Below are 18,813 nucleotides of genomic sequence, written 5' to 3'. Positions count from 1 at the left end.
TCAGCTCTCCCGGGCCAGGCTCCTCGCCAGTTCTAGGACAGCTCGGCGGACTCCGGGAGAGCGGATCTGCGCCAGGGCTTCGAGCAGGGGGGCGGCTTCGGGCTGGGTCAGCAGGTCCTGGCCCTCGTGCTTGTCGCCGGTGTCGAGCTGCTCCACCTCGGCCACCAGGTCCGCCACGTGGCAGTCCAGGGCCTCGCAGATGCGCACCATGGTGGAGAAGCTGACGCGGTTGGTGCCGCGCTCGTACTTCTGGATCTGCTGGAAGGAAACGCCGATGGCTTCTCCAAGCGCCGACTGGCTCAGGCCCCGCGCGTGCCGGCGCAGACGGATGGCGAGCCCAAGCGCCTGGTCCAACCTATCGGGACCACCCTCTTCCATGACAGTTTCCGCTGTTACAAGTGTTTGAGTCACTGATCGTCTAGCGGAAAAGCTTTGGGGACGCATCACGTCGGTTTCCGAACGAAATGGCGCCTACGCAACCGGGCCGCGAGCATATTCCGTAAGGTGATCGTTGGTCACCTAGACTGCGGCGCCCCGAAATCCACGCGCGAGGCGTGTAGAATGGGTGCGACCGCAGGCCGCACCTTATGTGTCTGTCGTGAAACCAAATCCGAGCTTCCGACCCGCCTCCAGCAGGATCGGACGCTGGCCACGGTGGATCTTGGCCAGGGCCGTCACGGGATCGAACCAGCCCGCGCGATCGACTTCGGGGAAGCGCTGCACCCGCCCGGAGCCGCGCGGCCACTCCATCTCGAAGAGGTTGCTGCGCACCTCGGCGACGTCGATGTCGGCTTCCACGAGCCAGGCGTGGATCGTCTTGCCGGACGGGGTGCGGCAGGGGGTGAGGGGCTGCGGCGCGCCGAGGATGGCCCGGCCGAAAAGCGGCTGGCCGAGCTCCTCCTCGAACTCACGGGCGGCGGCGGCCCAGGTCTCCTCGCCCGGCCCGACGAGGCTCTTGGGCAGCGACCAGGCGGCCTGGTCGCGGCGCGCCCAGAACGGACCGCCCGGATGGACGAGCAGGAATTCGACCTGACCTTCCGCCGTGTCGCGCGCCCGGCGCCAGGCCAGCACGCCGGCGCTGACCTCGGCGGCCACTCAGATCACCAGCGGCGGACGCGGCCGACGTCGACGTGGACGAAGTCGGAGGACGGATAGTAGCCGACGCCGCCGCGCTGCAGGCCGAGGGCGGCGTTGCGCAGGTCGGCCAGCTCGACGCCGGGGATGCGGATGTCCATCGCCAGGCCCTGCATGTGCAGGCTCTTGGTCGCCACGCCGTTGGAGCGTTCGTGCAGCAGGGCGTTGGTGTGGGGCGAGCGGTAGCCGGAGATGACGTGGACGGTCTGGGTGGTGTCCAGCCGGCCCTGCAGGGTGTTGACGAGGTCGAGCAGGTTGGGCGCGATCGGGTGGACGTCGCCGGTGCGGAAGTCGCGCAGCAGGCGGTTCATCGCCTCGAGCGCGTCGGGCAGGTACTCGCCGCCCTCGAAGTAGGTCGCCTTCAGCTTCTCGCCGGTGTGCAGGTTGAGCAGCGACAGGCTGCGCGGCTCGACCGCGGCGGCCCTGGCCGCGCCGCCGAACATCGTCGCGCCAGCGAATCCGCCGGCCAATCCTCCGGCCAGGCCGAGGGCGCCCTTCAAAAGATCACGGCGATGCGACTGCATGGTTGCTCCAGACTGCCCAGCTGAAGCTAACCTTGGCTTACCTCCGCGGGTCGGCGCAATCGGTTCCGGTGCGCGGCAAAGCGGCGCGGCGGACGGGCTCGGGCCCCAGCGCCGCCGCCAGCTTGCGGTCCCAGCCGTAGACGTCGGACTTGAAGTCGATCTCGCCGGCCTCGTCGGCGACCACGGTCCAGTAGGAGACGTAGAGCGGGACGGTGGTCTTCAGATCCACGCGGCGGGTGGCGCCGGCGGCGATGGCCTGGTCGACGTCGGCCTCGCTCCAGCCCTGGCGGGCGAGCAGGATGACAGCGAGGTCGCGCGGCTTCTCCAGCCGCATGCAGCCGTGGCTGAGCGCGCGGTTGCGCTTGCCGAACGCGCCCTTGCTGGGCGTGTCGTGCAGATAGACTCCGAACGGGCTCGGCAGGTCGAACTTCAACTGGCCGAGCGAGTTCTTGGGCCCCGGCTGCTGGATCAGCCGGCCGCTCGAGACGATGTAGTCGCCGCGCGCCAGATAGCCCGGGTCGCGCCGGACCTTGGGCCAGATCTCCTTGCTGGCGATCGAGGTCGGCACGAGCCACGGCGGATTGAAGACCACGGCGTTGATCTTGGAGATGAACATCGGGGTGTGGTGCTTGGGATCGCCGACCACGATCTTCATGCGCAGGATCGGCCGACCGCCCTGGAACAGGGCGGCGCGCTGGCCGCCGATGTCGACCATCATCCGCTCGGCCGGCAGGTTGCGGGGCATCCAGCGCCAGCGCTCGAGGTTGGCGCGGATCTGGTCCAGGCGGGCCTGGGCCGGGACGTTGAGCGCGGTGCGCGTCTCCGGCCCCAGCACCCCGTCGTCGGTCAGGTTGTGGCGTCTCTGGAAGGCGGCGAGCGCAGCGGTCAGCGCGGGATCGAAGCGGTCGAGTTCCGGGGCGGTGGACTGGCCGTAGCCCTCGGCGGACAGGCGCACGCGCAGCGCCTCCACCTCGGCGCTCCTGTCGCCCTCCTTGAGCTTGGCCTTGCCCGGCAGGCTGGTCCAGCCGCCGGCCGCGACCATGGCCTCGTAGCGGCGCTCGGCCGCCTGCAGCAGGCGGTACTGGCGGTTCGTGGGAGAGAGGGCCGCGAGCCAGGACCCGAGACGCCCGCCCGCCTGGGCGGCGGCGAGCTCGGCGGCCACGTCGCGGCGCGGCGGCTGGACGGCCCACATGCGGTCGACGGCGCTGGGACGCAGCCGCTGGCCGAGCTCGCGCTGGGCGTGGCGAACCACGGCGGCCTTGAGCTGGGCGTCCTCGGCGCCGGTGGCCGCCGCCTCCTCGGTGTCGCGCAGCGCCTGGACCATCAGCGCCCGGTCGGCCGCCGAAAGGGCCGGCGGCGCGGCGGGAGTCGGGGCGGGCGGCTGGGCCCAGGCCACGGCGGCCATGAAGACCGCCCCGGCGGCGGCGGCGAGGCTGACGGGAACGCGGACGCTGAACGAGATCGGGAACATGGACGCCATATGGCAGGTCGCGCCGGGCGGGCGCCTTGAGGCGGATCAACCCGGCCGCGAACCGGTGGCGAAGCGCGCCCCAGAAAGGAAAAGCGGACCCGCCGGCGAAGACGGGCCCGCTCTAGATTCGCCGCAGCCGGTTCGGGGGTTCAACTGCGGCCCGACCCTGGTCTCGCATGGAGCTCAGGACCCGCTTCGCCGGCGAGAGCGAAGCCTCTTCTGTGTAGCGGCGGGTTGGAGGGGGTGTTTGATCCAGAACAAATCGCGCGACTTTTCTGAACGCCCGGTCTGGCCGCCTTTCCGGCCCGATCTCAGGGGCCGGCGTTGGCCGAGGCGGTCGTGGTCGGTGCGGGCGGCGGCTCACAGGTCATCTCGGCCAGTCGCCCCTTGAGGAAGCCGCGGCGGACCATGCCGGCCAGCACGGCGGCGCGCAGGGCGCGGTCGCGTTGCTCGGCGCCGGTGACATGACGGACCACGCCGCGGAACGGCAGGCCGATGGCGCCGCCGACGAGATCGGCCGCCAGACCGCCGATGCTGAGGCCGCTGCCGGGCTTGTCGCCAGGCTTGAGGTCCGGGCCGAGGGCGGTGTCGAGCTCGGCGAGCTCGTGGGTCACCTGGGCGCAGGTCTTGACCTGCTCGCGGTCGTAGGGCTCGGCGACGGCGCGGGTGAGCACCGGCGGGGCCGCGTCGCGGATGAGGCTGAGGTCGCGCATGGGCTGCTGGACCGCGCGGCCCATGCCCTTGTCCTCGCCAGGCCTGGCCATGGGCTGGGCGGCGCAGGCGCCAAGCGCAGCCACCGCAAGGAGGGAGGAGAGGACGAGGTGTGGGCGCATGCGGGCCTCCGTTTCAGGACCGCAGACCAAGACCGCAGACCAAGACCGCAGACCGGGCGCGTCCGCACGGACGGACGGCCCGGCCCTGAGCTTGCCCACTCCGCCGCCGGCGGTCGCGTGCCGCGGCATTGGATACGGCGGGCTTGGCCGGTCCAGCCGAGCCCTGCCCTGTCGCGAGACGACGGGACACTATCCTGCTAGCCCCGTTCGGCGGGCCGCGAATTGATTGGCGTCAAAGCGTGACGGTCAGCGTCACTTGCCGGCCGGCGGCGCCTCGAGGCTGGCGATGTAGGCGGCGAGGTCGGCCATGTCGGCGTCGCTCATCTGCTGGGGCCGCATCTCGAAGTGGCCGAAACGGCCGATGCGCTTCAGCGCCTTCTCGAGGCCGATCGGATTGTAGCGCGCGGTGAGCTTGCGGAACGGCGGCGCGCCGTTGTTGGGACTGGCGCCTTCGCGCCCGACCGCATGGCACGCGGCGCAGCGTTGGGCCACCTCGGCGCCGTGGTCGACGGCCGGGGCCGGAGGCGCGGCCGCCAGCGTCGGGCCGGCGACCCCGACAGCCAAGGTCAAGGTCAGGGTGAGGGTCAGGGTCGAACAGGTTCGGCGCATGGCGGCCTCCCCGATTGGCTCAACCGCGGCGGGGGCGGCTGAAGAGCGCCACGCCGACGAGGGCGGCGACGGCGGCGAAGATGGCGCCGGCGGCGAACGGTCGGGCCTTGGCCTCACGTGCGGCGCGGACGGCGAGGGCCTTGCCCTGGACGCGGGCCTGGCCGGCGGCCCTGCGTGCGGCGACGCCGGCGCGTTCGGCGAACTCGGCGGCGGCCTCGCGGCCATCGTCGCGCAGGCGCGGCGCGGCCTTCTGCAGGGTGTGCTTCACGTCGCTCACCACGTCCTGGACGTCGCGGCTGACCTTGCGGGTGACGGACCTGGCCATGTCGGCTCCTCGTGCTGCTGGGCCGACATCAGCTTGGCCGCCGATCGGCCGCATTGACCGAGGTCAAGCCGGCGCCGGGCTCAGGCCGCCGGCGCGAGCTCCTCCAGCAGGGCCCGGGCGCGGGCCAGGATGCGTTCGCGGGCGGCGTCGTCCCCCGCCGACTCCAGCCGCTGGTCGAGCTCCAGGAGAAGCTGGCTGCGCAGGTTGTGCCAGTCGGGCGTGGACACGGCCTGGGGCCGCAGGCGCGGCGCGCCGAGCGGGGCCGCGGCGCTGGCGCCATCGGTGATCAGATAGCTCTCATCGAGCTCCGGCGTGGCGATCCGGTCGGCGGCCACACCCGCCGCGCCGAGGCGGCCGCGCAGGGCGGCAAGTCCTTCGGGCTCGCCGTGCGCCAGGAAGACCTGGCCGGCCGGCGCGCGCGCCTGGGCCCAGGCGACCAGGCCGGTGGCGTCGGCATGGCCGGAATAGACGTCGAGCGAGCGGATGCGGGCGCGGACCTGCACGTCGTCGCCCTGGATGCGCACCCGGCGCGCCCCACCCTGGAGGATGCGGCCGAGTGTCCCCACCGCCTGGTAGCCGGTGATCAGCACGGTGGCCTGGCGCCGCCACAGCAGGCGCTTCAGGTGCTTGCGCACCCGGCCGGCGTCGCACATGCCCGAGGCGGCCATGATGATGTGCCAGCCGGAGAGGCGCTCGAGCTGATCGCTCTCCCACGGCTCCTTGAGGAACTTCAGCCGCTGGCCGGCATGCAGGCCGGCGAACGGATTGACGCCGCTGGAGCGATTGTAGCCGCGCTCGCGGAACACCTCGGTCGCCTCGATGGCGAGCGGCGAATCCAGGAAGATGTCGGCCTCGGGGATCTGGCGGTCGTCCATCAGCTGCAGCAGGTCGGCGAGCAGCTCCTGAGTGCGCTCGACCGCGAAGGCCGGCATCAGCACCGGCCCGCCAGCCTCGTGCGCCGCATTGATCTCCTCGGCCAACATGGCGCGGCGCGTGGCCGGGTCGATGGCCAGGCGCTCGCGGTCACCGTAGGTGGATTCGAGGATGAGATGGTCGACGCCCGAAGGGCCGTCCGGGTCTTCGATGTAGTCGCGGCCGCCGGGACCGAGGTCGCCAGAGAACAGAAAGCTCGTCGGCCCCTCCGGCGTCTCGACATGGATCTCGATCGAGGCCGAGCCGAGGATGTGGCCGGCGCTCCAGTAGGTGGCGGTGACGCCGGGCGCGACCTCCACCGGCTCGTAGAGCTTCACCTTACTGAACAGCCGCATGGTCTCGTGCGCGTCGCGGGCGGTGTAGATCGGCTCCACCGGATCGCGGCCGCGCCGCTCGTTGCGGCGGTTGAGCTGGGCGACCTCGCTCTCCTGGATGTCGCCGGCGTCGGCCAGCATGATGGCGCAGAGGTCCCGCGTGCCGGCCGTGGCGTGGATCGGCCCCTCGAAGCCGGCCTTCATCAGTTTGGGCAGGAGGCCCGAGTGGTCGATGTGAGCGTGGGTCAGGAGGACCGCGTGGATCTCCTTCGGGTCGAAGGGAAAGGCGCCGTAGTTGAGCTGCTTCAGGGTCTTGGAGCCCTGGAACATGCCGCAATCGATCAGCAGCGTGGCCTGCGGGGTCTCGAGCCGCGCGCAGAAACCGGTGACGCAGCCGGCGGCGCCGTGGAAGGTCAGCTTGACGGGCAAGGATCAGAACTCCTGTTCGAGCGCGCCCGCGAGCAGGCCCGCCAGATGGATGGCGTTGGTCGGGTGCTCCACCGCATCGGTGGAGACGATCCGCCGCGCCCCGGCCCGCATGAGCCTGGCCTCGGCGCGCGCGTCGAACAGGGCGTGGACGACGGCGATCTCGGTGGTCTCGGCGCCCCGGGCGACCACCGCCTTCACCGCCTCGGCCAAGGTGCCGCCGGACGAGCAGATGTCGTCGACGATGGCGACGCGGCGGCCGGCGATCTCGGCGTCCTCGGGCAGCGTCAGGCGCACGTGCCGATCACCGTAGCGCTGCTTCTCGAACACCAGGCAACCGGCGCCGAGCCGGTCGGCGACGGCCTGGGCCCAGGGCGCGGACTCGGCGTCCGGGCCGATGATCAGGGGATCGCCGGCCGGTCCGATCGCGTCGGCGAGGAGCGCGGAGGCGGAGAGCACCGTGACCGGCCGGCCGGCGAACACCGGCGTCAGGTCGCTCGTCCGGTGCAGGTGCGGCTCGACCGTGACGATGCGGTCGAAGGCCGGGCCGAGCAGCGCGCCCATGACGTCACGGCTGAGCGGCTGGCCCGGCTCGAACACCATGTCCTGGCGCAGGTAGGGCATGTAGGGGGCGACGAGCACCAGCCGGCGCGCGCCGGCCCGCCGCAGGGCGTCGGCCGCGAGCAGCAGAGGCATGAGCTTGGGGTCCGGATCCTCGAGGGCGCGGTAGAGGATCGCCACCTCCGCCCCCTGCCCCACCTGCGGCAGACTCTCGCCGTCGGGGAAGCGGTGCAGGGCGATCTCCCGGAGCGGCCGGCCGAGGGCTTCGGCGAGACGCGTCGCAGGCGCGAGATCCTCCGAGAAGGCGAAGACGGCGGCGGTCACGTCTCCAGCCTCACGCCCGGATCCTCGCCCGCCGCCTCGATGGCGAAGGCGAAGTCGGACGGCTCGGAGCCGTAGATCCGGTAGAGCGGATCGCCGCTCGACACCGCCGAGCCGGTCTTGCGCAGGATCTCGATGCCGGCGCCTGGGTCGGTCGGCGCGCCAGCCAGCCGGGCGATGCCGGCGATCCGCAGGCAGTCGATGGCCGCCACGTGGCCGGAGCGCTTGGCGCGGATCTCGTGGACCATGTCGCCGGCGCGGTTGCTGACCGGCGAGGGGCCCTGGGCCTCGCAGATCTGCTCGAGCTTGGCCTTGGCCGCGCCGCCTTCGAGAAGCTCGCGGGCCCGGCGCTCGCCGGCCCCGCCGTGCAGGGCGGGATCGTTCTCCAGCACCCGCCCGGCAAGGCGGATGGCCTTCTCGCGCAGGTCCGCCGGCGCGTCCTCGCGGTTCTCCAGCACGGCCATGACGTCGCGCGCCTCGAGCACCGGGCCGATGCCGCGGCCGATCGGCTCGACGGCTTCGGTGATCAGCACCTCGACGTTGAGCCCGACCCCCTCGGCGATGTGCTCGAACAGCTTCTTGAGGCGCACGGCCGAGCGCGTATCGCGCACCTTGGCGGTCGGCCCCACCGGAATGTCGAGGACGAGGTGGGTCGAGCCGGCGGCGACCTTCTTGGAGAGAATCGAGGCGACCATCTGCTCGGGCGTGTCGATCGACAGCGGCCGCTCCACCGAGATCAGCACATCGTCGGCCGGCGACAGGTTCACCCGACCGCCCCAGACGACGCAGCCGTTGCAGCGCTCGACCACGGCGCGCATCTCCTGCTCGTCGAGATCGACGCGGGCGAAGACCTCCATGGTGTCGGCGGTGCCGGACGGCGAGGTGATGGCCCGCGAGGAGGTCTTGGGGATGATCAGGCCGTGGGCGGCGACGATCGGCGCCACGATCAGCGAGGTGCGGTTGCCCGGCACGCCGCCGATGCAGTGCTTGTCCACCACCATGGAGCCGTGGTCCCAGGTGAGCGTGCGGCCGGCGGCGATCATCCCCTTGGTAAGGGCGAGGGTCTCCTCGGGCGTCATGAAGCTGGCGCAGGCGACCAGGAAGGCGGCGATCTCCATGTCCGACCAGCGGTGGTTGGCGAGATCGCGGGCGATGTCGACGTAGTCGGCGTCCGACAGGGTCGCGCCGATGATCTTGGCGCGCACGGCGGCCAGGGTGCGGGCTGGCTGCGCCGGCGCGATGGTGACGTAGTCGCCGGGCTTCACGCCCAGGCGCCGGAACGCCGGCTGGGTCAGCCCGACCTCGTCGAGGCCGACGGCGGTCGGATCGTCGCTGATGTTGGGCACGGCGAGGAGGCTGAGCTCGCCCGCACGCACTTCGACCTTGCGCAGGCCGGCCAGGCGCTCGGGACGGACCGCCGGGCTGTTGCGCGGCAGGAGGACGACGTTTTCACGGAAGGTGTCGACGGCCACGAGCTTGGCCCGAAGGGGCGCGGGCCCGCTTCGGACGCTGGGCGCGGCGCCGCCGGACGGGCCCGGATTCAGGAGGTCAGGTTTCATTTCCACCGCCCGTTAGTGGCATGCGCCAAAGCGTCCCGCCCCTGATCTCGATCAAAGCGCGGATCGGCGCGCATGATCTCGATCAAGGCCTTGCAGCCTACCCGTGTGTTCCATGCAATGCACAGGAGGCCCCGTCATGAAGCACGCCATCGTCGTCGCCCACCCCAATCCCGATAGTCTGACCTGCGCGATCGCGCAGGCCTATGCCGAGGAAGCCAGGGCGATGGGCCACGACAGCGTCGTGCGCGACCTCTACCGCATGGGATTCGACCCATGCCTCAAGGCCGAGGAGATCCCCGGCCCCGCCGGCGCGCGGTTCGGCGACGACGTGGCGGCGGAGCGCAAACAGATCGCCGACTGCGACGTGTTCGGCTTCGTCTACCCCCTGTGGTTCAACGCCCCGCCGGCGATCCTGAAGGGCTATGTGGACCGGGTGTTCAGCCTCGGCTTCGGCTACGAGCCGGCCCTGCACGGCACCGACCCCCTGCTCTCCGGCCGCCATCTGATCAGCTTCACCACCTCCGGGGCGCCCGAAGCGTGGGTGCGCGACACCGGGGCGCTGAACGCCCTGACGGCGGTGTTCGACAGCCACGTGGCGGCAGTCTGCGGCATGACGCTGGTGGAGCACATCCACAACGGCGGCATCGTGCCGGGCATCACCGCCGAGGCGGCGGGCGAGATCCTGAAGGGCGTCCGCGCCGCCGTGCGCCGCTGCTTCGGCGCCGGGTCGGGCCTTCTCTAGCGGCTCCGGAAAACCCCTTAAGCGAAAGACCCGAATTTCGGCGCGCCCTGCCCAGAGGCACCTTCCATGCAACTTTCGGGAGAGAAGGAGCTCGACATGGATCTCGTCAAGGACGCGCCCGCCAAGGGCGCCGAGCTTGCGGCGGCCGACCTGGGCTGGAAGACGATCCTCGTCCATGTGGAGCCCGGCAAGCCCGCCGCCCCGCGCCTGGCGGCGGCCGTGGACCTGGCCAAGGGCTGCGACGCCCTGCTGATCGGGCTCGGCGCCGAGCTGGTGCAGCCGGTGATGTTCGCCGACCCCTACGGTTCCTGGGACGCCCAGGTGCTGACCGCCCTGCGCGAGCAGGTGCAGGACAACCTAGCCCACGCCGAGACCGATTTCACCAAGGCGGCCAAGGGCGTGCGCCACGAATGGCGCAAGGTCGAGGACAAGCCCTGTGACGCCATGGCCCGGGTGGCCCGCGGCGCCGACGTCATCGTCGCCGGCGGCATGCCGCTGGAGGGCGAGGACGGCTATCGCTCGGCCGATCCCGCCGAGCTGGTGCTGCTGGCCGGCCGCCCGGTGCTGGTCGCCCCGCCGGCCGGCGGGACCTTGAAGGCGAAGGCCGTGGTCATCGCCTGGAAGGAGACCCGCGAGTCCCGCCGCGCGATCGCCGACGCCCTGCCGCTGCTGGCCAAGGCCGACGACGTCGTGGTGGTCGAGATCTGCGACGAGGCCGAGGCCGTCGGCGACGCCCAGTTCCACGCCGCCGAAGTGGCCGAGGGCCTGAAGCGCCACGGCGTGAAAGCGCGCGGCAAGGCCGTCCAGGCGCCCGACGAAAAGGTCTGCCAGGTGCTGAACGAGGAAGCCAAGGCGATCGGCGCCGACCTGATCGTCGCCGGCTGCTACGGCCACAGCCGGATGAACGAATGGTTCTTCGGCGGCGTCACCCGCGACCTGCTGGCCAACCCCCAGCGCTTCATCCTGATGAGCCACTAGGCTCGACGCGAGCTCTCCCCCGCCCTTGCCTCAACTCTCGGGAGGCAGGAGCACCGCAGCCCCCGCGAAGGCGCCGTCCCGCAGATCCTGCAGGGCGGCGTTCGCGTCTTCGAGGCCATAGGTCTTCACGTGCGGGCGCACCCCGGCCCGGGCGGCAAGGGGCAGGTACTCGCGCCCGTCCTGGCGGGTGAGGTTGGCGACCGAGACCAGCCGCCGCTCCTCCCAGAGGATGGAATAGGGAAGGGCCGGGATCTCGCTCATGTGGATGCCGCCGCAGACGACGGTCCCGCCCTTGCGCACCGCCCTGAGGGCGGCGGGAACGAGGGCGCCCACCGGTGCGAAGATGATCGCCGCGTCGAGGGGTTCGGGGGGCGGCTGGTCCGAGCCGCCGGCCCAGGCGCAGCCGAGGTCGCGCGCCAGACCCTGCGCCGCCGCATCGCCCTCGCGCGTGAAGGCGTAGACCTGCTGCCCGGTCCAGATGGCGAGCTGGGCCAGCAGATGGGCCGCGGCCCCGAAGCCGTAAAGACCCAGCCGCTCCACCGGCCGGTGCTCGGCCGTCTTCTTCCAGCAGCGGTAGCCGATCAGGCCGGCGCACATCAGCGGCGCGGCCTCGGGGTCGGCGAGTTCGTCGGGGATCGGGAAGCAGAAGTCGGCGCGGGCCACCACCGCCTCGGCGTAGCCGCCGTCGCGGGTCCATCCGGTGAAGCCCGGGGCGTCGCAGAGGTTCTCCTCGTCGGCCAGGCAGTAGCGGCATCTGCCGCAGGTCTCGCCCAGCCAGGGGACGCCGAGCCGGTCGCCCGGCGAAACCCCGGAAACGCCCGGCCCCACGGCGTCGACAACGCCGATGATCTCGTGTCCCGGGACGATCGACGGCCGCACCGGCGGCAGGTCGCCGTCGACCACATGCAGGTCGGTGCGGCAGACGCCGCAGGCCCGCACCTTCAGGCGCACCTCGCCCGGCCCCGGCTGCGGCGCGGGCCGGACCTCTTTGCAGAGCAGCCGGCCGGGCGGCCGGCAGACCATGGCGAGCATGCAGCGCCTCGCAGCGTGAAGACGCCGCCGAGACTATCCGCGGCGCCCGCAAAATGGGAACAGGTTGACGCGTATCAACGCTGCTCCGGTCCTCCTTGGGACAAGACGTTCGACATGACGACACGCAATCTCGACGCCCTCTTCGAGCCGCGCGCCATCGCCTTCGTCGGAGCCTCGGCCCGGCCGGGCTCGGTCGGCGAGGTGATCACCCGCAACCTGCTCTCGGCGGGGTTCTCCGGTCCCGTGATGCTGGTCAATCCGAAGGGCGGCGAGATCCAGGGACAGGCCGTCCACGCGCGCATCGAGGACCTGCCGCAGGTCCCGGACCTGGCGGTCATCGCGACGCCGGCCGAGACGGTCCCGGCGCTGGTGACGGCGCTTGGTCAGAAGGGCTGCCGCGCCGCCGTGGTGATCAGCGCCGGCTTCGAAAGCGGCGGGCGCGAGGCCGAGCTGAAACAGGCGGTGCTGGACGCCGCCCGGCCGCACCTGATGCGGATCGTCGGCCCCAACTGCCTGGGCTTCCTGTCGCCGCTGCACCGGATCAACGCCAGCTTCGCCCACCGCATGCCGCAGGCCGGACATCTGGCGCTGGTGGCGCAGTCGGGGGCGGTGGCGGCCGCGGCGCTGGACTGGGCGCCGCCGCATGGGGTGGGCTTCTCGCACATCGTGACGGTGGGGGATTCCGCCGACGTGGACGTGGGCGACCTGCTCGACTACCTGGCGCTCGACGCCGAAACCGACGGGATCGTGCTCTACCTCGAGGGCGTCGCCGACGCCCGCAAGTTCATGAGCGCGGCCCGCGCGGCGGCGCGCAGCAAGCCGGTGGCGGTGATCAAGTCGGGCCGCAGCTCGGCCGGGGCCAAGGCCGCCTTTTCCCACACCGGCGCCCTGGCCGGCGCCGACGCGGTCTATGACGCCGCCTTCCGCCGCGCCGGCCTGCTGCGGGTCGACACCCTGGCCGAGCTTTTCGAGGCCGCCCAGGCGTTCAGCGCCGGCGTCCGCTCGTCCGGCGACCGGCTGGCGATCCTGACCAACGGCGGCGGGGCGGGCGTGCTGGCGGTGGACGCGCTGGAGGGCGCGGGCGCGGCGCTCGCCGAGCTTTCGGCCGAGACCCTCGCGGCCCTGGACGGGATCGCGCCCGCGCATTGGTCGCGGCGCAATCCGGTGGACATCCTCGGCGACGCCCATCCGGCCCTCTACGGCCAGGCCATGGAGGTGCTGATGCACGCCCCCGAGGTCGACGCGGTCCTCGCCCTGAACTGTCCCGTGGCGGTGGCGTCCTCCACCGAGGCCGCCAAGGCGACGGCCGACGCCGTGGCCCGGGCCGGTCGGCGCCACAAGCCGGTGCTGACGGCCTGGCTCGGCGAAGCCGGGACGGCCGACGCGCGCAGCCTATTCGCGACCTCGCGGATCCCCACCTACGACACACCCGAACAGGCGATCACCGCCTTTGGCCAGCTGGTCCGCGCCCGCCGCACCCACGAGCTGCTGGTCGAGGCGCCGCCGCCCGGCCCCGGCCCCACCGACCCGACCACCGCCCGCAAGATCGTCGAGGACGCGCTGCGCCAGGGCCGCACCGCCCTGACCGACCCCGAGGCCCGCGCGGTGCTGCGCGCCTATGGCGTCCCGGTGGTGGAGAGCCAGTCGGCCGCAACGCCCGGCGGCGCAGGCCTGGCGGCCGGGCGCATGGAGGGCAAGGTGGTGCTGAAGATCCTGTCGCGGGACATCAGCCACAAGTCGGACGTGGGCGGTGTGCGGCTCGGGCTGGAAGGCGCCTCGGAGACCGAGCTCGCCGCCCGCGACATGCTGGGCCGGATCGCCAAGCTGCGCCCGGAGGCCCGCGTCGACGGCTTCATCGTCGAGCCGATGATCGAACGGCCCAACGCCGAGGAGCTGCTGGCCGGCCTGGTGCAGGATCCGACCTTCGGCCCGGTGGTGATGGTCGGCCAGGGCGGGGTCGCGGTGCAGGTGACGGCCGACCGCGCCCTGGGCCTGCCGCCGCTGAATTCGGCCCTGGCCAGGGACATGGTCGCCCGCACGCGGGTCTCGAAGCTGCTCGCCGGCTATCGCGACCGGCCGCCGGCCGACCTCGAGGCGCTCGCGCGCGTGCTGGTCGCGCTGGGCGACCTGGCGAGCGACCTGCCCGAGGTCACCGAGCTCGACATCAATCCCCTGCTCTGTGACGCCGAAGGGGTCATCGCGGTCGACGCCCGCATCGGGGTGCGCACGCCGGACGCCCAGACGCCGCGGCTGGCGATCCTGCCCTATCCGGCGCAGCTGGCGCGCGACATCGAGGTGGGCGGCGAGACCCTCCGCATTCGCCCGATCCGGCCGACGGACGCCGACCGGCTGTGCGAGATGGTCGACCTGTCCTCGGACCGGGACGTGCGCCTGCGATTCTCCGGCGGGCTGCGCCGCCTGACGCCTGATCTCGCCCGGCGGCTGACCCAGATCGACTACGACCGGCACATCGCGCTGATCGCCGAAAATCCGGCCGGCGAGATCCTCGGCGTCGGCCGCCTGGTCTGCGCCCCGGAAGGCGACTCCGCCGAGTTCGCCCTGATGGTGCGCAGCGACCGCCAGGCGCGGGGCCTCGGCTCGTTCCTGCTGCAGGCGGTGGTCGACTATGCGGCGGCCAAGGGCATCGCGACGGTGTGGGGCGACGTGGCCCGCGACAACGAGCGGATGCGCGAGGTGGCCGCCCACCTGGGCTTCGTCGCCGAGGCGGCCCACGACACGGCGCGGGTGCGGATGACCCGACGCCTCGAGGCGCAGCCGGCCGAGGCGTGAGGAGGCGGCCTGAGGGGGCGCTTCAGGGCCGCTGCGGATGTCGGCTAAAGAAAAGAGCGCCGCCAGCCGGGAGGAGAGGGGGGACCGGCTGGACGGCGCTCGCAAGGAGCGCGTCGGGGGAACGCGCTCGGCTACAACGACGACGGAGGGGGATTGGGGGAGGTAAGGCCGTCGTCGGTCAGTGGGGCTTGCTGAGCGCGACTTCGACGTCACGCAGCAGGCCGAAGGCGCGCAGGTTCGAGGGGAGACGCATGGCCGCCCGCATCGCCTCTCGCATCGAGGCGAAGCTGGTGGCGGTGACCGGATCGGTCGTCCAGGCGGCCTGGCCCTGCGGGTTCAGCATCAGGTAGCTGGCCGGCTCGTCGGCGCGCAGCACGGGGCGCGACACCAGGGCGGGGTGGGCGGCGGTATGGGCGAGGGCTTCCGACATCACTGTCTCCATTCGTTCGTTGGCCCAAGGGTTACGGACCTGCGCCTTCCCCCGCCATTCGTGTCTGCTCCTTAGGGTTTCGACCTTACGGGATGCTACGTAGCCGCCGCCGGGGCCGGCGTCGGCCTAGCGGGGGCTTGCCGCGACGCAGCCCACGGGGCAGGTTCCCGCCACCGCTCACGCTCAGGATCTGATGGCTCGCAACGATTCTCCGCCGCCGCGCTCTTCCCGCGCCCTGCTGACGGGCTGCGGCGCAGCGGCCCTGGGTGCGGTGCTGGCGCTCCTCCTGCGCCTGAGCCTCGATCCCTACATGGGCGACAGCGCCCTCGGCTTCTCGCTCTACATCCCGGCGGTGGTCGCCGGAGCGGCCCTGGGCGGCGCCTTGCCCGGGATCCTGGCCACGGCGCTCGGCGTCGCGCTCGGCCTCGCCCCGCCGCTGCTGCGCGGCCACATCAACACCCCCGAATACTTCGCCGCCGGGATGTTCGTGGTCGGCGCGACGGCGGTGGTGATCGGCGGCGAGTGGTTCCAGCGGGCCCGGCGGCGCACCGACGAGATCGCCCGCAGCATGATGGACCGCGAGGCCCACCTGCAGTCGGTCCTGGACACCGTGCCCGACGCCATGATCGTCATCGACGAAGTCGGCGTCATGCAGTCGTTCAGCCAGGCGGCGCAGCGGCTGTTCGGCTGGACGCCGGACGAGGTGATCGGCCGCAACGTCTCCATGCTCATGCCCGCGCCCTACCGCGAGGAGCACGACTCCTACCTGCATCGCTACATGACCACCGGCGAGCGGCGGATCATCGGCATCGGCCGGGTGGTCGTGGGCGAGCGCAAGGACGGCTCGACCTTCCCGATGGAGCTGGCGGTGGGCGAGGCGCGCTCGCCCCACGCCCGGTTCTTCACCGGCTTCGTCCGCGACCTCACCGAGCGCCAGACCACCGAACGCCGGCTGCAGGAGCTGCAGTCCGAGCTGGTCCACGTCTCGCGCCTGACCGCGATGGGCGAAATGGCCTCTGCCCTGGCCCACGAGCTGAACCAGCCGCTGTCGGCGATCGCCAATTACCTGAAGGGCTCGATCCGCCTGCTGGCCCAGCCCGAGGTTCCCGTGGAGCGGCTGAACGACGCCCTGGAGAAGGCCTCGGAGCAGGCCCTGCGCGCCGGCCAGATCATCCGGCGGCTGCGCGACTTCGTCAGCCGCGGCGACACCGAGCGGCGGGTGGAGAGCCTGCCCAAGCTGGTGCAGGAAGCGAGCGCCCTGGCCCTGGTCGGCGCCAAGGAGCACGGCGTGCGCGTCCGCTTCCGCTACGACCGCGGCGTGGACCTGGTGCTGGCCGACAAGGTGCAGATCCAGCAGGTGCTGCTGAACCTGATCCGCAACGCGGTTGACGCCATGGAGGGCGGCCCGCGCAAGGAGCTGACGGTGGCGGTCCAGCGCGGGCCGGAGGACCTCGCCGAGGTGGTGGTGTCCGACACCGGGCCCGGCGTCTCCGACGAGGTGGCGGCCCAGCTGTTCCAGCCGTTCGTCACCACCAAGGCGACCGGCATGGGCGTGGGCCTTTCGATCTCGCGCACCATCATCGAGGCGCACGGCGGACGGATCTGGGTTGAGCGCGCGCCGGAGGGCGGGGCGGAGTTCCACTTCACCCTGCGCCTGGCCGAGACGGAGGAGATGGCGGATGAATAGCGGCGTGGTGCATGTGATCGACGACGATGCGGCCATGCGCGATTCCTTGTCCTTCCTGCTGGAGTCGGCGGATCTGGCGAACAAGACCTACGAGTCGGCGGTGGTCTTCCTCGAGCACGTGAAGCACCTGGAGCCGGGCTGTATCGTCACCGACGTGCGCATGCCCGAGATGAGCGGGCTCGAGCTCATCCAGCGGCTGAAGACGCTCGGCGTCACCCTGCCGATCATCGTCATGACCGGCCATGCCGACGTGCCGCTGGCGATCGAGGCGATGAAGGCCGGGGTCCACGACTTCATCGAGAAGCCGTTCGACGACGAGGCCCTGCTGACCGCCATCCGCGCCGCCCTCGCCCAGGCCGAGGACCAGGCCCAGCGCAGCGACGAGCTGGCCGGCATCCGCGGCAAGCTGGCCTCGCTCTCCACCCGCGAGCGCGAGGTGCTGCAGGGGCTGGTCGCCGGCCAGGCCAATAAGGTGATCGCCTACGACCTCGGCATCAGCCCGCGGACGGTGGAGATCTACCGCGCCAACGTCATGACCAAGATGGGCGCCGCCAGCCTCTCCGAGCTGGTGCGGATGACGCTCGCCGCGGAACGCGAGTAGTTTACGTAAGGATACGTAGAACCCCTTAAGGGATAGCCCCGAGTACCTTCAGGCAAAGGCTTGCGTCATGTCAGCTCGAGTTCACAAGGGAGCCGGGCATGTCGGGCCAACAACTGTACCTGGGCATGGTGGTCGTCGCCTATGCGGCGTTCATGCTGACCCTCTTCGCGGTCTCGTCCTTCGGCAAGACGAAGAGGTAGACGCCGGCTTCGGGTCGGGCGTTACTTACGAGGCGCCATGACCCAGAGCCGCCACCGGCCCTCCTCGCTCTATCGCCGCCGACGCCGGCCGCCGGGCCTCCTCAGCCGGCTCGGCCCGGGGCTGATCACCGGCGCCGCGGACGACGATCCGTCCGGCGTCGCCACCTATTCCCAGGCGGGCGCCCAGTTCGGCCCCAACATGCTCTGGACGGTGGTGCTGACCTATCCGCTGATGGTCGCCGTCCAGCTGATCAGCGCGCGCATCGGCCGGGTCACCGGCCGCGGCCTGGCGGCCAACATGGGCAAGGTGCTGCCGCGCCAGGTGGTCGGCCTGCTGGTGGCCCTGCTGTTCATCGCCAACACGGTCAACATCGGCGCCGACATCGGCGCCATGGGCGCCGCCGCCGAGCTGGTCACCGGCTGGGACGCCAAGGCGCTCACGGTGGTGTTCGCCGCAGCCTCGCTGCTGCTGCAGCTGTTCGTGCCCTACCACCGCTATGTCCATGTCCTGAAGTGGCTGACGCTGGCGCTGTTCGCCTACCTCGGCGTGATCTTCACCGTGCGGATCGACTGGGGCGAGGTGCTGACCCGCACCCTGGCGCCGCAGATGCCGCTGACCTCCGAGGCCCTGACCGTCGTGGTCGCGGTGTTCGGCACCACGATCAGCCCCTACCTGTTCTTCTGGCAGAGCTCGGAAGAGGTCGAGGAGCTCGAGGCCAACCACGAGCACGACCTGCTGCATTCCTCCGGCGCCAAGGCCAAGCGCGAGCTGAACCGCATCCGCTGGGACACGGTGGTCGGGATGCTGTTCTCGAACCTGATCGCCTTCTTCATCATCCTGACCACCGCCGCGACCCTGCACGTGGCCGGCAAGACCGACATCCAGACCTCGGCCGACGCGGCCCTGGCCCTGAAGCCGATCGCCGGGCCCATGGCGTTCGGCCTGTTCAGCCTCGGCATCGTCGGCACAGGCCTGCTGGCCGTGCCGGTGCTGGCTGGCTCTGCCGCCTACGCCGTGGCCGAGTCCTTCGACTGGAAGATGGGCCTGGAGCACGAGCCCTGGGAAGCGCCGGGCTTCTACTCGGTCATCGCCGCGGCCATGCTCCTGGCCCTGGGCGTGGTCTTCTCGCCGCTGGATCCGATCAAGGCGCTGTTCTGGAGCGCGGTGATCAACGGCGTCATCTCGGTGCCGATCATGGCCGGCATGATGCTGGTCGGCTCGCGTCGCCACGAGATGGGCCGCTACGTCGCCACCACGGGCATGCGGATCTTCGGCTGGGCGGCCACCGCCGTCATGGCCCTGGCGGTGCTCGCCATGTTCGTCTTCCCAGCCTGAGGTCCTG

The 18,813-nt window shown here is 71.6% G+C and carries 18 protein-coding genes; 6 read left to right on the top strand and 12 right to left on the bottom strand.

Annotation, left to right across the window (positions count from 1 at the left end):
* The 10 genes from DJ017_RS05555 to DJ017_RS05510 form a co-directional block, all read right to left on the bottom strand.
* Positions 1-354 (bottom strand): helix-turn-helix domain-containing protein, encoded by a 354-nt coding sequence (locus DJ017_RS05555; RefSeq protein WP_193539989.1) that lies wholly within the window; start codon positions 352-354, stop codon positions 1-3.
* A 231-nt stretch (positions 355-585) separates the two neighbouring features.
* Positions 586-1,095, bottom strand: coding sequence for an NUDIX domain-containing protein (locus DJ017_RS05550; protein WP_111527777.1), 510 nt, complete (start codon positions 1,093-1,095; stop codon positions 586-588).
* 5 nt (positions 1,096-1,100) lie between these two features.
* Positions 1,101-1,658, bottom strand: coding sequence for a DUF882 domain-containing protein (locus DJ017_RS05545; protein ID WP_111527776.1), 558 nt, complete (start codon positions 1,656-1,658; stop codon positions 1,101-1,103).
* A 37-nt stretch (positions 1,659-1,695) separates the two neighbouring features.
* Entirely contained in the window at positions 1,696-3,129 is a 1,434-nt protein-coding gene (locus tag DJ017_RS05540) for a L,D-transpeptidase family protein (protein WP_133255388.1), read from the bottom strand.
* Positions 3,130-3,440: 311 nt separating this feature from the next.
* Positions 3,441-3,962 carry a hypothetical protein gene (locus DJ017_RS05535; RefSeq protein ID WP_111527774.1) on the bottom strand — a complete coding sequence of 174 codons (522 nt, stop codon included), beginning with the start codon at positions 3,960-3,962 and terminating at the stop codon, positions 3,441-3,443.
* Between the two features lie 252 nt (positions 3,963-4,214).
* Entirely contained in the window at positions 4,215-4,571 is a 357-nt protein-coding gene (locus DJ017_RS05530; protein ID WP_111527773.1) for a c-type cytochrome, read from the bottom strand.
* Between the two features lie 19 nt (positions 4,572-4,590).
* Positions 4,591-4,896, bottom strand: a complete 306-nt coding sequence (locus tag DJ017_RS05525) for a hypothetical protein (protein ID WP_111527772.1) — start codon at positions 4,894-4,896, stop codon at positions 4,591-4,593.
* An 80-nt stretch (positions 4,897-4,976) separates the two neighbouring features.
* Positions 4,977-6,572, bottom strand: coding sequence for an MBL fold metallo-hydrolase (locus DJ017_RS05520; protein WP_111527771.1), 1,596 nt, complete (start codon positions 6,570-6,572; stop codon positions 4,977-4,979).
* A gap of 3 nt (positions 6,573-6,575) precedes the next feature.
* On the bottom strand, positions 6,576-7,454 hold the full coding sequence (locus tag DJ017_RS05515; RefSeq protein WP_111527770.1) for a ribose-phosphate diphosphokinase: 879 nt from the start codon (positions 7,452-7,454) through the stop codon (positions 6,576-6,578).
* Positions 7,451-9,010 (bottom strand): thymidine phosphorylase family protein, encoded by a 1,560-nt coding sequence (locus tag DJ017_RS05510; RefSeq protein ID WP_111527769.1) that lies wholly within the window; start codon positions 9,008-9,010, stop codon positions 7,451-7,453. The genes DJ017_RS05515 and DJ017_RS05510 overlap by 4 nt, the downstream gene beginning before the upstream one ends.
* 136 nt (positions 9,011-9,146) lie before the next feature.
* Here DJ017_RS05510 and DJ017_RS05505 point away from each other — a divergent pair, with 136 nt between their 5' ends.
* Positions 9,147-9,752 (top strand): NAD(P)H-dependent oxidoreductase, encoded by a 606-nt coding sequence (locus DJ017_RS05505; RefSeq protein WP_111527768.1) that lies wholly within the window; start codon positions 9,147-9,149, stop codon positions 9,750-9,752.
* 66 nt (positions 9,753-9,818) lie between these two features.
* Positions 9,819-10,730: a universal stress protein gene (locus DJ017_RS05500; RefSeq protein ID WP_133255387.1), complete on the top strand. Its 912-nt coding sequence runs from the start codon at positions 9,819-9,821 to the stop codon at positions 10,728-10,730.
* Between the two features lie 30 nt (positions 10,731-10,760).
* Here the strand turns inward: DJ017_RS05500 and DJ017_RS05495 are convergent, their stop codons facing one another.
* Complete coding sequence (locus DJ017_RS05495) at positions 10,761-11,762, bottom strand: zinc-dependent alcohol dehydrogenase family protein (protein WP_111527766.1); 1,002 nt, start codon at positions 11,760-11,762, stop codon at positions 10,761-10,763.
* 114 nt (positions 11,763-11,876) lie between these two features.
* Between DJ017_RS05495 and DJ017_RS05490 the strand changes: the two genes are divergently transcribed.
* Positions 11,877-14,552, top strand: coding sequence for a bifunctional acetate--CoA ligase family protein/GNAT family N-acetyltransferase (locus DJ017_RS05490; protein WP_111527765.1), 2,676 nt, complete (start codon positions 11,877-11,879; stop codon positions 14,550-14,552).
* 178 nt (positions 14,553-14,730) lie between these two features.
* Here DJ017_RS05490 and DJ017_RS05485 read toward each other — a convergent pair whose 3' ends face one another.
* Entirely contained in the window at positions 14,731-14,982 is a 252-nt protein-coding gene (locus tag DJ017_RS05485; RefSeq protein WP_111527764.1) for a hypothetical protein, read from the bottom strand.
* Between the two features lie 193 nt (positions 14,983-15,175).
* On the opposite strand from DJ017_RS05485, the gene DJ017_RS05480 reads away from it, so the two are divergent.
* From DJ017_RS05480 to DJ017_RS05470, 3 genes are all read left to right on the top strand, one after another.
* Complete coding sequence (locus DJ017_RS05480) at positions 15,176-16,669, top strand: PAS domain S-box protein (RefSeq protein ID WP_111527763.1); 1,494 nt, start codon at positions 15,176-15,178, stop codon at positions 16,667-16,669.
* Positions 16,662-17,270 carry a response regulator FixJ gene (gene fixJ / locus DJ017_RS05475; protein WP_111527762.1) on the top strand — a complete coding sequence of 203 codons (609 nt, stop codon included), beginning with the start codon at positions 16,662-16,664 and terminating at the stop codon, positions 17,268-17,270. Before DJ017_RS05480 ends, fixJ begins: the two co-directional genes overlap by 8 nt.
* 237 nt (positions 17,271-17,507) lie before the next feature.
* Entirely contained in the window at positions 17,508-18,806 is a 1,299-nt protein-coding gene (locus DJ017_RS05470; protein WP_111527761.1) for an NRAMP family divalent metal transporter, read from the top strand.
* The last annotated feature ends 7 nt before the right edge of the window (positions 18,807-18,813 follow it).

Origin of the sequence: Phenylobacterium soli, from assembly GCF_003254475.1 — a bacterium.
GTDB lineage: Bacteria > Pseudomonadota > Alphaproteobacteria > Caulobacterales > Caulobacteraceae > Phenylobacterium > Phenylobacterium soli.
Note: the sequence above shows the minus strand (reverse complement) of the source record. Positions and strands in the feature narration are given on the sequence as shown.